Source organism: Pseudomonas sp. PS01299, from assembly GCF_029960145.1.
Lineage (GTDB): Bacteria > Pseudomonadota > Gammaproteobacteria > Pseudomonadales > Pseudomonadaceae > Aquipseudomonas > Aquipseudomonas putida_A.
In genome coordinates, this window is sequence record NZ_JASCPO010000172.1 from 1 (window position 1) to 12554 (window position 12554).

Sequence of the window (12554 nt, forward strand, 5' to 3'; positions counted from 1 at the left end):
CGATAGCGGTGGGTCAGTCACAATCGTCGTCACTGACCCACCGCTATCGCGAGCAGGCTCACTCCTACAGTTAGAACAACAACATGAAGGATTCAATATGCCGTTGACCGCCGTAACCCAACACCGCGCCAGGCTCGGCGAAGGGCCATTCTGGGACGCCCCGACCCAGGCGCTGTACTGGGTCGATATCGCCGGCAAGCAGGCGCTGCGGCTGATCGGCAACAATGTGCAGATCTGGCAGATGCCCGAGCACGTTTCCGCGTTCATCCCCTGTGCCAGCGGCGATGCGCTGGTGACCCTGAGCAGCGGCGTCTATCGTCTGGATCTCGATTCCCCGGGCCTCGAACCACGCCTGACTTTGTTCTGCATCGCCGACCCGCAACCCGGCAATCGGCCCAACGAAGCACGCTGCGACGCCCAAGGCCGACTGTGGCTCGGCACCATGCAGAACAACATCGGTGACAACGGCGAAGACCTGCCGATCGAGCGTCGTTCCGGTGGCTTATTCCGCATTGACCCCGACCAGCGTGTCACGCCATTGCTGCTCGGTCTCGGCATTCCCAACACGCTGCTGTGGAGCGACGACGGCACCACGCTGCTGTTCGGCGACAGCCTCGACGGGGCGCTCAATCGCTATTTCATTCACACCGACGGCAATCTGGATAACGCCGAGATCTGGTATGGCCCTGACCAGAATGGTGGCCCGGACGGATCGGCAGTCGACGCCGAGGGCTATGTCTGGAACGCCCGTTGGGACGGCAGCTGCCTGCTGCGCCTTACGCCGGACGGCAAGGTCGACCGCAAAATCGATCTGCCTGTCAGCCGGCCAACCAGTTGCGTATTCGGCGGCGAAGACCTGAAAACCCTGTACATCACCAGCGCCCAGAGTCCGCGCAACCATCCACTGGATGGCGCAGTCCTGTCGATGAGGGTCGATGTGCCGGGCAAACTCTGCACACGCTTCGCTGGCTAAATCCCAAAATATGGGATGCAAAATTATATATTGAGATTATTTGGCGGTCGGGTTTATAGTCGGCTCCAGCAGTAACACGCACTCACACTTAAAAAGAACAAAACAGGTGAAGTGATGCAGCGAACCTCTATCGCACTCCTCAGCGGAGTCAGCGTCTCGCAACGGCCCGGCGTCGCTCGCCGCGCCTGCCTGTTTCGTTTTCACAGTCTTCCAGACCGGACATCGACAGATGCCCGGTTTTTTTGTGCTGACGAACAGGAGTCCTGATCCATGGCTGAACCTCTTTCCTTGCCGCCGGTGCCCGCGCCGCCGAAGGGTGAGCGTCTGAAAAACAAAGTGGTGCTGCTGACCGGTGCCGCTCAAGGCATCGGCGAAGCCATCGTTGCCACCTTCGCCTCGCAGCAGGCCAGACTGGTGATCAGCGATATTCAGGCAGAGAAGGTCGAGAAGGTTGCCGCCCACTGGCGCGACAAGGGCTACGACGTGCAGGCGATCAAGGCTGACGTCTCGCGCCAGCAGGACTTGCACGCCATGGCCAAACTGGCGATCGAACTGCACGGGCGCATCGACGTGCTGGTCAACTGCGCCGGAGTCAACGTGTTCCGCGACCCGCTGCAAATGACCGAAGAAGACTGGCGTCGTTGCTTCGCCATCGATCTGGACGGCGCCTGGTACGGTTGCAAAGCCGTGCTGCCGCAGATGATCGAGCAGGGTGTCGGCAGCATCATCAACATCGCCTCGACCCATTCCAGCCACATCATTCCCGGCTGTTTCCCGTACCCGGTAGCCAAGCACGGCCTGCTTGGGCTGACCCGAGCGCTGGGAATCGAATATGCGGCGAAGGGCGTTAGGGTCAACGCCATCGCCCCGGGGTACATCGAGACGCAACTCAACGTCGATTACTGGAACGGTTTTGCCGATCCGCACGCCGAGCGTCAGCGAGCATTCGATCTGCACCCGCCGAAACGCATCGGCCAGCCGCTCGAAGTGGCGATGACCGCCGTGTTTCTGGCCAGTGATGAAGCGCCGTTCATCAACGCCTCGTGCATCACCATCGATGGTGGGCGCTCGGTGATGTACCACGACTGAGTGGATCGTGTTTCAGGCGGTGAACTCCGCGTGAAATCCAATCATCATACGATATGACTATTTTCAACAGGCTTTGCAGCAGTACGTGTCACGCCACCACACCTGTGGCGAGGGAGCTTGCTCCCGCTCGGCTGCGCAGCAGTCGTAAATTCGGGCTGCGCGGTGTGTTTGATTGACCGAGGTAACCGGTTTTAGGGCCGCTTCGCAGCCCAGCGGGAGCAAGCTCCCTCGCCACAAGCTGTTTAATTTGCTCAAAAAAAATAACAAGGAGTCAGCTTATGAAACGTCGTTTCGGGATTCGTACCCTGTGCAGTGCCGCCCTGGCGGTCACCGCGTTCAGTCTGAGCAGTACGCTGCTCGCTGCCGATGCCGTGAAAATCGGTTTCCTGGTCAAACAGGCTGAAGAGCCATGGTTCCAGACCGAGTGGGCTTTTGCTGAAAAAGCCGCCAAGGATAAAGGCTTCGAACTGATCAAGATCGCCGTGCCAGACGGCGAGAAAACCCTCTCGGCCATCGATAGCCTCGCCGCCAATGGCGCCAAAGGCTTCGTGATCTGCCCGCCGGACGTCTCGCTCGGCCCGGCGATCATGGCCAAAGCCAAACTCAATGACCTGAAAGTGATTGCCGTGGACGATCGTTTCGTCGACGCCAACGGCAAGTTCATGGAGGACGTGCCGTACCTCGGCATGGCCGCGTTCGAAGTCGGCCAGAAGCAGGGCAACGCGATGGTCGCCGAGGCGAAGAAACGCAACTGGGACTGGAAAGACACCTACGCGGTGGTCAACACCTACAACGAACTCGACACCGGCAAGAAGCGCACCGACGGTTCGATGAAGGCGCTCGAAGACGCCGGCCTGCCGAAAGACCACATCCTGACCGCCGCACTGAAAACCCTCGACGTGCCGGGCAGCATGGACGCCACCAACTCGGCGCTGGTCAAGCTGCCCAGCGCAGCGAAGAACCTGATCATTGGCGGCATGAACGACAACACCGTGCTCGGCGGCGTCCGCGCCACCGAAGCCGCCGGGTTCGCTGCGGCCAATGTGATTGGCATCGGCATCAATGGCACCGACGCCATCGGCGAGCTGAAAAAGCCCAACAGCGGTTTCTTCGGCTCGATGCTGCCTAGCCCGCACATCGAAGGCTACAAGACTGCCGAGATGATGTACGAGTGGGTCACCACCGGCAAAGAGCCGCCGAAGTACACGGCGATGGACGACGTCACCCTGATCACCCGTGAGAACTTCAAGCAAGAGCTGGAAAAAATCGGCCTGTGGAATTGATGGCTGCTCGATCGGTGTGAAGAGGTGACTCAGATGCACGCGCAAGTACAGACACATGCAAGCAGCGCCGGCGGCAGCCTGCGCTTCAACGGGATCGGCAAGACCTTCCCCGGGGTCAAGGCGCTGGACGCCATCAGCTTCGTCGCCCATCCAGGGCAGGTGCACGCCTTGATGGGCGAGAACGGCGCCGGCAAATCGACCCTGCTGAAAATCCTCGGTGGCGCCTACATTCCGAGCAGCGGCGAGTTGCAGATCGGCGAGCAGACCATGGCGTTCAAGTCGACCGCCGACAGCATCGGCAGCGGCGTCGCGGTGATTCACCAGGAGCTGCATCTGGTACCGGAAATGAGCGTGGCCGAGAACCTGTTTCTCGGTCATCTGCCGGCCAGTTTCGGCCTGATCAATCGTGGCGTCCTGCGCCAGAATGCCTTGGCCTGCCTCAAGGGCCTGGCCGATGAAATCGATCCGCAGACCAAGGTCGGGCGCCTGTCGCTCGGTCAGCGGCAATTGGTGGAAATCGCCAAGGCGCTGTCCCGTGGCGCGCATGTGATCGCCTTCGATGAGCCGACCAGCAGCCTCTCGGCGCGCGAAATCGACCGTCTGATGGCGATCATCAGTCGCCTGCGCGATGAGGGCAAAGTGGTGCTCTACGTCTCGCATCGCATGGAAGAAGTGTTCCGCATTTGCGATGCGGTGACGGTGTTCAAGGACGGCCGTTACGTGCGCACCTTCGATGACATGAGCCAGTTGACCCACGATCAACTGGTGACCTGCATGGTCGGCCGCGACATCCAGGACATCTACGATTACCGCAGCCGTCCACGCGGCGCGGTGGCGCTGAAGGTCGACGGTTTGCTCGGCCCGGGGCTGCGTGAGCCGGTGAGTTTCGAGGCGCACAAGGGCGAGATTCTCGGCCTGTTCGGCCTGGTCGGGGCCGGGCGCACCGAGCTGTTCCGCTTGCTCAGCGGGCTTGAGCGCAACACCGCCGGACGCCTTGAACTGCGGGGGCATGAATTGAAATTGCGCTCACCGCGCGATGCGATTGCCGCCGGGATCCTGCTGTGCCCCGAGGACCGGAAAAAAGAGGGGATCATCCCGCTGGCCAGCGTTGCCGAGAACATCAACATCAGCGCGCGCCGCGCCAATGCCAGCCTCGGCTGCCTGCTGCGCGGGCTGTGGGAGAAGGGCAACGCCGACAAGCAGATCAAGGCGCTGAAAGTCAAAACCCCGCACGCCGGTCAGCAGATCAAATTCCTGTCCGGCGGCAATCAGCAGAAGGCGATTCTCGGTCGCTGGCTGTCGATGCCGATGAAGGTGCTGCTGCTCGATGAGCCGACTCGCGGCATCGACATCGGCGCGAAGGCCGAGATCTACCAGATCATCCATAACCTGGCCGCCGACGGTATCTCGGTGATCGTGGTGTCCAGCGACCTGATGGAAGTGATGGGCATTTCCGACCGCATTCTGGTGCTCTGCGAAGGCGCGCTGCGCGGCGAAGTCAGCCGCGACCAGGCCAATGAATCCAACCTGCTGCAACTGGCTTTGCCGCGCCATCGCGCTGACGGCGTGGCGAACTGAGAGGTGACTATGATGACCATCCAAAACAAGGCGCTGCCGACTCCCCGCAAACCGCTGGACCTGCGGCGCTTCCTCGACGACTGGGTCATGCTGCTGGCGGCGATCGGTATCTTCGTCGCCTGCACGCTGCTGATCGATAACTTCCTCTCGCCGCTGAACATGCGCGGGCTGGGTCTGGCGATTTCCACCACCGGCATTGCCGCGTGCACCATGCTGTATTGCCTGGCGTCAGGTCACTTCGACTTGTCGGTGGGTTCGGTGATCGCCTGCGCGGGGGTCGTTGCGGCGGTGGTGATGCGCGACACCAACAGCGTGTTCCTCGGCGTCAGCGCAGCGCTGGTGATGGGCCTGATTGTCGGGCTGATCAACGGCATCGTGATCGCCAAGTTGCGGGTCAACGCGTTGATCACCACGCTGGCGACCATGCAGATCGTTCGCGGCCTGGCCTACATTTTTGCCAACGGCAAAGCGGTGGGCGTGTCGCAGGAATCGTTCTTCGTCTTCGGCAACGGTCAGTTGTTCGGCGTGCCGGTGCCGATCCTGATCACCATCGTCTGCTTCCTGTTCTTCGGCTGGCTGCTGAACTACACCACCTACGGGCGCAACACCATGGCCATCGGTGGCAACCAGGAGGCGGCATTGCTCGCCGGGGTCAACGTTGACCGGACCAAGATCATCATTTTCGCCGTGCACGGCGTGATCGGCGCGCTCGCCGGGGTGATTCTCGCTTCGCGCATGACCTCCGGGCAGCCGATGATTGGCCAGGGTTTCGAGCTGACGGTGATCTCGGCATGCGTGCTCGGCGGCGTGTCGCTGAGCGGCGGGATCGGCATGATCCGCCACGTGATTGCCGGGGTGCTGATTCTGGCGATCATCGAGAATGCGATGAACCTGAAGAACATTGATACGTTTTATCAGTATGTGATTCGTGGTTCGATTCTGTTGCTGGCCGTCGTCATCGATCGCCTGAAACAACGCTGAGATCAAAAGCTCCCCCTCACCCTGGCCCTCTCCCAGAGGGAGAGGGGACTGATTGGGGGACCTTTCAGAGATACATCGACCTGAAAGTGCTTTGCTGAATCCATAATCGACTGGATTTTTCAGGTCGATGTAGAGCGTGAAACTGCTCGGTCAGTCCCCTCTCCCTCCGGGAGAGGGCTAGGGTGAGGGGCTTTTGATTCTCCCGCCTTCTGTCACCTTCCCTAAATTTCCCTTGCCCGTCCGCGCCCGTTTCGGGTATCACTTTGTACATGATTAGACAGGTACGATTTGACAAGAAACAACGGGTGGTCGACGAACTCGTCCGGCGCATTGAAAGCGGCCTCATGGAGGACGGCTTTCTGTTGCCCGGCGAGCATCAGTTGGCTCAGGAATTCAACGTCAGCCGTGGCACGTTGCGCGAAGCGCTGGCCGAACTGAAGCGGCGCAATTACATCGCCACGCAAAGCGGGGTCGGCTCGATCGTCACCTTCGATGGTGTCGCGCTCGATCAGCGCAGCGGCTGGGCGCAGGCGTTGGCCGACAGCGGGGCGCTGATCAACACCGAAGTGCTGCGCCTGGAAGCGGTGACGCGGCCTGATTTGCTTTCGCGCTTCGGCACCGACCAATTCATCACCCTCGATCGCCGTCGTCGTTCCAACGACGGCACGCTGGTGTCCCTCGAACGCTCTTTGATGCCGGCCACCGGCGGCCTGGAAAGCCTGCCGCGCGTCGGTCTGATCGACAACTCGCTGACCATCACCCTCGCTGCCTACGGCTACATCGGCGAGCGCGGCGATCAGTGGATCGGCGCTGAACCACTCAATGCCGAAGACGCCGAACTGCTCGGGCGCCCGGTCGGCACCGTGTTCCTCAAGGCCCTGCGTACCACCTACGACCGGCAGAACCGTTTCATGGAGCAGGTCGAAAGCCTGCTCGACCCGGTGCATTTCCGCCTGCACCTGCAATTTGGAGAATCGAAATGACCGCGCTCAACCGTGCCCTCGGTGCGTTTTATGGCCTGGCCCTGGGTGATGCGCTGGGCATGCCGACGCAATCGTTGAACCGCGAAACGATCAAGACCCGCTTTGGCCGGATCACCGATCTGCAGGATGCCGGTCCTCTGCAACCGATCGCCGCGAACATGCCCAAAGGCTCGATTACCGACGACACCGAACAGGCGATTCTGGTCGGCGAGTTGCTGGTCGAAGGCAAGGGCCGCATCGAACCGGCAGTCCTCGCCCAACGGCTGATTGAATGGGAAGCCGAGATGCAGGCCAAGGGGTCGCAGGACCTGCTCGGCCCGTCGACCAAACGCGCCATTGAAATGATCCTCGCCGGGCATTCGCCGGAGGAGGCCGGGCGTTACGGCACCACCAACGGCGCGGCGATGCGCATCACTCCGGTGGGCATTGCGGCAGACGTCGCCGATCCCGAGCGTTTCATTACGGCCGTGGTGCAGGCCTGTCAGGTCACCCACAACACCACGCTGGGGATTTCCAGCGCGGCGGCGGTGGCGGCGGTGGTCTCGGCCGGGATCAACGGCATGGATCTGGGCGAGGCATTGAACCTTGGCCAGCAGATTGCGCAACAGGCCGAGGCACATGGGCACTGGGTGGCCGGCGGGCGCATCGCTTCGCGCATCAGTTGGGCGCGAACCATCAGCGTCGATAGCGACAAGGCGCTGCTGGCGGATCTGCTGTACGACGTGATCGGCACTTCGGTGGCCTCGCAGGAATCGGTCGTGGTGTCGTTCGCCCTGGCGCAGCAAGTGGCCGTTGGCGAGATGAGCGCATTCGATGCGTTGTGCATGGCCGCCAGTCTTGGCGGCGACACTGACACCATCGCGGCGATTCTCGGCGCCATGCTCGGGGCCTGCCTGGGTCTTGAGAGCTGGCCTGCCGAGATGATCGAGACGGTGAAGGTTGTCAATCATCTGGAGCTTGAGCCGTTGGTGCAGGGGCTGTTGACCCTGCGTTGACTGAGCTGACGCCTTCGCGAGCAAGCCCGCTCCCACAGGGGATTTGAGCCGTTCACAAATCTCCTGTGGGAGCGGGCTTGCTCGCGAATGGCGCGCTGCGGATTACGGATTTTTACCCCGCAATGGATCGCACAGACAGGCCGAGGAAGGCCACAGATGTCTTGTCGTTTTGAGTCATTGCCACAACCACAATAAAGGCAAACAGGAGCACTGTTCATGAGTTCAACAAACGCCGGGCCAAGTGCCGGGCAACTGGAAACCCGCGGCATTGAGCCGGTGCCGGAAGCCGAGTGCAACGGTCATCCGCTGCAACTGTTCTGGGTCTGGTTCGCCGCCAACATTTCCATTCTCGGCCTGCCATTGGGCGCCACGCTGGTGGCGTTTCGCGGGCTGGCGATCTGGCAGGCGATCATCGTTGCCATCGTCGGCGCCGCCGGTTCGTTCGCGGTGGTGGGGATCATCTCGATTGCCGGCCGCCGTGGCCGCGCGCCGAGTCTGACCCTGTCGCGGGCGATCTTCGGCGTGCGTGGCAATATCGGCCCGACGCTGGTCTCGCTGATGTCGCGTCTGGGCTGGGAAACGGTCAACACCACCACCGCGGCATTCGTGCTGCTATCGCTGTGTTCGATCCTGTTCGGCTCGCCGGTTGAAGCGAAAAGTGCGCCAGTGCTGACGCTGATCTTCATCGCGATTTTCGTGCTGCTGACCCTGTCGGTTTCCGGCCTCGGTCACGCCACCTTGCTGGTGATCCAGAAGTGGGCGACCTACGTGTTCGGCGCGCTGAACATTCTGGTCGGCGGCTTCCTCTGCGCGACCATCGACTGGAGCGCGGTGTTCAACGCTACGCCAGCGCCGCTGAGCGCGATGATCATCGGCATCGGCACCATGGCCGCCGGCACCGGGATCGGCTGGGCTAACGCCGGTGCGGACATGTCGCGCTATCAGCACCGCAGCGTCAAGGCTGTACGGCTGGTCGCCTCGGCGGCGTTCGGTGCGGGGATTCCGCTGGTGCTGCTGATCACCCTCGGCGGCCTGCTGTCGGTGGGCAACAACGATCTGGCATCGGCGACTGACCCGATCGTGGCCATCCGCGACATGCTGCCGACCTGGATGGCCGTGCCGTACCTGATCACCGCGTTCGGTGGCTTGCTGCTGTCGAACAACCTGTCGGTGTACTCCGCCGGTCTGACCACGCTGACCCTCGGTCTGAAGGTCAAACGCGTCTACGCGGTGGTGGTCGACATCGTGGCGATCTTCGCCGGCTCGATCTACTTCATGCTGATTGCCGACAGCTTCTACGGCCCGTTTATCACCTTCATTTCGCTGCTGGCGGTGCCGATCACCGCGTGGGTGGGGATCTTCGTCGTCGACCTGATTCACCGTCACTACTACAGCCCCAAAGACCTGCTCGATGTCAGCCCGAGCAGCGCCTATTGGTATCGCGGCGGCATCGAGTGGCGCGCGTTCGGCGCGTGGGCGATTGCCATCGTGCTCGGCTTCAGTTTCACCACCATCGGCACCACGGCCGAGAACGTCTGGTTCAAGGGCTTTTTGTCCGACTCGTGGCTGGGCCACAACGGCCTCGGCTGGATCGTGACCTTCGTGGTGGCCGGTGGCATTTACCTGGTTCTCGGCGGGGCGAAAGATCGTCGCGCCGCGCAAGTCGAGAATGCTCATGCCTAAGATGTTGCACACCGGCCAGGTCATTATCGACTTGGTCATGGCCGTGGATCAGTTGCCGCAAGTCGGCGGCGATGTGCTGGCGCAGTCTGCCGCTTTCGAGGCTGGCGGCGGCTTCAACGTGATGGCCGCAGCCGTACGCAATGGTTTGCCGGTGGTTTATCTCGGTCGCCATGGCTCCGGACGTTTTGGTGACTTGGCGCGTCAGGCGATGAAGGATGAAGGCATTCACATCGGCATCCAGATGCCTGCACAACGCGATACCGGGATATGCGTGGCGCTGACCGATGCGTCGGCCGAGCGCAGTTTCATTTCCTACATCGGCGCTGAAGGTGAGGTGACCGGAGAGGACTTGAACAGCGTGGCGGCCGAGGCGGGCGACTACGTTTATGTAAGCGGTTACAGCCTGCTGCACGCAGGCAAGGCGCAGGCGCTGCTGGACTGGACGCTGGCGCTGCCGGAGGTGATCAACGTGGTGTTCGATCCGGGGCCGTTGGTGGAGTCGCCGGACTCGCCGTTGATGCGGGCGCTGCTGCCGCGCATTGATGTGTGGACCAGCAACAGCGTCGAGGCGTTGCGCTTTACCGAGGCTGCAGACATTGCTCAAGCGCTGGATCGGCTGGCGGATCATCTGCCCAAGGATGTGCTGATGGTGGTGCGCGATGGACCACAGGGTTGCTGGATTCAGCAGCGTGGCGAGCGTCGGCATGTGCCGGGGTTTGCGGTAAAAGCCGTGGACAGCAACGGGGCGGGTGATGCCCATGCCGGGGTGTTCGTCGCCGGGTTGGCGCAGGGTTTGCCCGCCCATGAGGCGGCGCGGCGGGCGAATGCGGCAGCGGCTTTGGCAGTGACACGATGGGGGCCGGCGACTGCGCCGGGCGCGGCTGAAGTGGATGGGTTTATCCGCGAGTCCTGCGGCGACTGATCAACCGCCTTCGCGAGCAAGCCCGCTCCCACAGGGGGGATTTGCGTCTTTCACAACTCCAATGTGGGAGCGGGCTTGCTCGCGAAGAGGCCATACGGCTCAGCACAAAATATGGATCAGCCGGCCTTGCGCAACGCCGCAATCAACTCATCCTTGCGCATCGAAGAACGCCCGGCAATGTTCTTCGCCCGCGCCTCTTTGCGCAGACTGTCGAGAGTCTGCGTCTCGCGCGAGGCCTTGCTGTCGCGCGCATGTCCCCCGCGACTGGCCACCGCTCGCCGCGATGATTCTTTGCGGTCTTCGGACTTGGCACTCGCCGGTTTCTTGCGTCCGGAACCGCCAGCCTTTTCGCCGCCGCCCGACTGTTTGTTGACCGTCGCCCAGGCACGCGCCTCGGCTGCATCCTTCGACAAGCCTTTTTTCTCATAGCTGTCTTCGATGTGTTCGGCCTTGCGCTTCTGTTCGGCGGTGTATTTGTCTTTGCTTCCACGAGGCATGGGATTTCTCCTCTTGTGTGCAGATTCGGCCGCTCGCCGCACCGGCAGCGAGCGGCCTGAGGTCTACTGCAGATCCAGCTTGCGCGCCGCTTCGACGCCAGCCGCACTGAGCTTGATCGGCAGATTCAACGAGTGTTCGCCGGCCTCGTTGCAGGTCACATGACCGTGGTGGATCAGTCCGCGATCCTGCAGAGAGGCGAGGGCGCTGGCCACCACTTTCTCGCCGCGATAATTGTCCAGCACCTCTTTGCCCAGTCCGCTCGGATGGGCATGCAGCAGGCGGGTGAGGACTTCTTTTTCCAGGTTTTTATCGACGTTCATGGTTACCTCTTCATGGATGTGAATAGGACGCTCGCGTCGGCGAACTACTGGCTGCCGCCCTCGGAGCCCGAGCCACCGGTGGTGGTTTTCGAGCCGATGCCGGGGCCGGCGTTATCGGGTGTGGCGGGGGAGTCAGGGGTGTTCATGCCACCCTGGCGGCCGGGGTCGCTGCCTTGGGTGCGTGGGTCGGTGCCAGTGGCAGGTGGCTGGTTGATCAATGGAACCCCGGAGCCATCGGTGTTCATGCCTGGGGCACTGTTGATGGCCGGGGCGCGCGGTGATGGAACCGGATCGGTGGGGCCTGTGCCCGCTGCGGTGGTGGACGCGGCGAAGACCGCTGGGCAGAGCAGGGCACTGAATACGAGGGCAGTCAACCTTGACGGGATCATAGGGCTTCTCCAGTGATTGAATTCCTTACCTGTGTTTGGTCTGCCCTTGAATCGGATTGGTGCCTGATGAGCGACGAACGGTCGAGACACAGGATTATCAGTCGAGGCCGATTTCTTCCTTGAACTGCTCCATGAAACCCTTCAGGCGTTGATGGCGGATCTGCGCCAGACGCTGACCGGCGCCAGTCTGGAAACCATCGGCCAGATGCAGCAGCTTGGTCTGAAAGTGATCGAGGCAGAAGCGTGTGTCATCGTAGTCGCGCTCCTTGGCTTCAGGGTCGCGCGGGTCGTACAACGCACTGCCCATGCGCCCGGCGACGTAGAAGGTGCGGGCAACGCCGAGCATGCCCAGCGAGTCGAGACGGTCGGCGTCCTGGACCAGTTTCGCTTCGAGGGTCAGCGGGGTGATGTTGGCGGAAAAACTGTGGGCTTCGATGGCGTGGGTGACGCCACTGATTTTGCTTTCGGGCCAGTCCAGATCGGCCAGCACGCTGGCGGCTTTTTCTGCGGCGAGACGCGAAGCCTGCGAGCGCAGCGGCGAGTTTTTTTCCACGGACACGCAATCGTGCAGCAGCACGGCAGCGAGCAACACTTCCAGGTCGCCACCTTCCTCGGCCTGCAAGGTGCGCGCGTTGTGCCAGACCCGTTGCAGATGGGCGAGGTCGTGGGCGCCGTCGTCGCCGGGTTCGAGGGCGTGGGGCAGCAGTGCTGCTGCAAGCGACTCCACGGGCATAAAAATCTCAGTGTTCATGAGCATCCTTTCAGACTGGCGAAGTTCCTGTGGGAGCGGGCTTGCTCGCGAAGGCGTCAATCCAGTCACCATCATTGTTGTCTGTCAGACCGCTTGCGCGAGCAAGCCC

The 12554-nt window shown here is 61.9% G+C and carries 13 protein-coding genes; 9 read left to right on the top strand and 4 right to left on the bottom strand.

Annotated features, from left to right (window positions below; all coding sequences use genetic code 11):
* Positions 1-97: 97 nt before the first annotated feature.
* From QMX91_RS22845 to QMX91_RS22885, 9 genes are all read left to right on the top strand, one after another.
* Positions 98-973 (top strand): SMP-30/gluconolactonase/LRE family protein, encoded by an 876-nt coding sequence (locus QMX91_RS22845; RefSeq protein ID WP_135296330.1) that lies wholly within the window; start codon positions 98-100, stop codon positions 971-973.
* A 270-nt stretch (positions 974-1243) separates the two neighbouring features.
* Complete coding sequence (locus QMX91_RS22850) at positions 1244-2062, top strand: SDR family oxidoreductase (protein ID WP_282413422.1); 819 nt, start codon at positions 1244-1246, stop codon at positions 2060-2062.
* 278 nt (positions 2063-2340) lie between these two features.
* Positions 2341-3345 carry a substrate-binding domain-containing protein gene (locus QMX91_RS22855; protein WP_027612369.1) on the top strand — a complete coding sequence of 335 codons (1005 nt, stop codon included), beginning with the start codon at positions 2341-2343 and terminating at the stop codon, positions 3343-3345.
* 33 nt (positions 3346-3378) lie between these two features.
* Positions 3379-4923, top strand: a complete 1545-nt coding sequence (gene araG, locus QMX91_RS22860; protein ID WP_282413423.1) for an L-arabinose ABC transporter ATP-binding protein AraG — start codon at positions 3379-3381, stop codon at positions 4921-4923.
* Between the two features lie 12 nt (positions 4924-4935).
* Positions 4936-5904 carry an L-arabinose ABC transporter permease AraH gene (araH, locus tag QMX91_RS22865; RefSeq protein ID WP_027612371.1) on the top strand — a complete coding sequence of 323 codons (969 nt, stop codon included), beginning with the start codon at positions 4936-4938 and terminating at the stop codon, positions 5902-5904.
* 269 nt (positions 5905-6173) lie between these two features.
* Entirely contained in the window at positions 6174-6887 is a 714-nt protein-coding gene (locus QMX91_RS22870) for a GntR family transcriptional regulator (RefSeq protein WP_027612372.1), read from the top strand.
* Positions 6884-7882 (top strand): ADP-ribosylglycohydrolase family protein, encoded by a 999-nt coding sequence (locus QMX91_RS22875; RefSeq protein ID WP_282413424.1) that lies wholly within the window; start codon positions 6884-6886, stop codon positions 7880-7882. The genes QMX91_RS22870 and QMX91_RS22875 overlap by 4 nt, the downstream gene beginning before the upstream one ends.
* Positions 7883-8098: 216 nt before the next feature.
* On the top strand, positions 8099-9565 hold the full coding sequence (locus QMX91_RS22880; protein WP_098965008.1) for a cytosine permease: 1467 nt from the start codon (positions 8099-8101) through the stop codon (positions 9563-9565).
* Positions 9558-10487: a PfkB family carbohydrate kinase gene (locus QMX91_RS22885; protein ID WP_098965007.1), complete on the top strand. Its 930-nt coding sequence runs from the start codon at positions 9558-9560 to the stop codon at positions 10485-10487. Before QMX91_RS22880 ends, QMX91_RS22885 begins: the two co-directional genes overlap by 8 nt.
* A 116-nt stretch (positions 10488-10603) precedes the next feature.
* Here QMX91_RS22885 and QMX91_RS22890 read toward each other — a convergent pair whose 3' ends face one another.
* From QMX91_RS22890 to QMX91_RS22905, 4 genes are all read right to left on the bottom strand, one after another.
* Entirely contained in the window at positions 10604-10984 is a 381-nt protein-coding gene (locus QMX91_RS22890) for a Rho termination factor N-terminal domain-containing protein (RefSeq protein WP_134787064.1), read from the bottom strand.
* Positions 10985-11047: 63 nt separating this feature from the next.
* On the bottom strand, positions 11048-11305 hold the full coding sequence (locus QMX91_RS22895; RefSeq protein ID WP_096794892.1) for a hypothetical protein: 258 nt from the start codon (positions 11303-11305) through the stop codon (positions 11048-11050).
* A 44-nt stretch (positions 11306-11349) separates the two neighbouring features.
* On the bottom strand, positions 11350-11694 hold the full coding sequence (locus QMX91_RS22900; protein ID WP_096794893.1) for a hypothetical protein: 345 nt from the start codon (positions 11692-11694) through the stop codon (positions 11350-11352).
* 97 nt (positions 11695-11791) lie between these two features.
* Complete coding sequence (locus tag QMX91_RS22905) at positions 11792-12445, bottom strand: HD domain-containing protein (protein WP_282413425.1); 654 nt, start codon at positions 12443-12445, stop codon at positions 11792-11794.
* Positions 12446-12554: the final 109 nt, after the last annotated feature.

Excerpts from the sequence above, each read along its gene's own strand:
- QMX91_RS22845 (WP_135296330.1), top strand. The coding sequence starts at position 98 with ATGCCGTTGACCGCCGTAACCCAACACCGCGCCAGGCTCGGCGAAGGG.
- QMX91_RS22850 (WP_282413422.1), top strand. The coding sequence starts at position 1,244 with ATGGCTGAACCTCTTTCCTTGCCGCCGGTGCCCGCGCCGCCGAAGGGT.
- QMX91_RS22855 (WP_027612369.1), top strand. The coding sequence starts at position 2,341 with ATGAAACGTCGTTTCGGGATTCGTACCCTGTGCAGTGCCGCCCTGGCG.
- araG (WP_282413423.1), top strand. The coding sequence starts at position 3,379 with ATGCACGCGCAAGTACAGACACATGCAAGCAGCGCCGGCGGCAGCCTG.
- araH (WP_027612371.1), top strand. The coding sequence starts at position 4,936 with ATGACCATCCAAAACAAGGCGCTGCCGACTCCCCGCAAACCGCTGGAC.
- QMX91_RS22870 (WP_027612372.1), top strand. The coding sequence starts at position 6,174 with ATGATTAGACAGGTACGATTTGACAAGAAACAACGGGTGGTCGACGAA.
- QMX91_RS22875 (WP_282413424.1), top strand. The coding sequence starts at position 6,884 with ATGACCGCGCTCAACCGTGCCCTCGGTGCGTTTTATGGCCTGGCCCTG.
- QMX91_RS22880 (WP_098965008.1), top strand. The coding sequence starts at position 8,099 with ATGAGTTCAACAAACGCCGGGCCAAGTGCCGGGCAACTGGAAACCCGC.
- QMX91_RS22885 (WP_098965007.1), top strand. The coding sequence starts at position 9,558 with ATGCCTAAGATGTTGCACACCGGCCAGGTCATTATCGACTTGGTCATG.
- QMX91_RS22890 (WP_134787064.1), bottom strand. The coding sequence starts at position 10,984 with ATGCCTCGTGGAAGCAAAGACAAATACACCGCCGAACAGAAGCGCAAG.
- QMX91_RS22895 (WP_096794892.1), bottom strand. The coding sequence starts at position 11,305 with ATGAACGTCGATAAAAACCTGGAAAAAGAAGTCCTCACCCGCCTGCTG.
- QMX91_RS22900 (WP_096794893.1), bottom strand. The coding sequence starts at position 11,694 with ATGATCCCGTCAAGGTTGACTGCCCTCGTATTCAGTGCCCTGCTCTGC.
- QMX91_RS22905 (WP_282413425.1), bottom strand. The coding sequence starts at position 12,445 with ATGAACACTGAGATTTTTATGCCCGTGGAGTCGCTTGCAGCAGCACTG.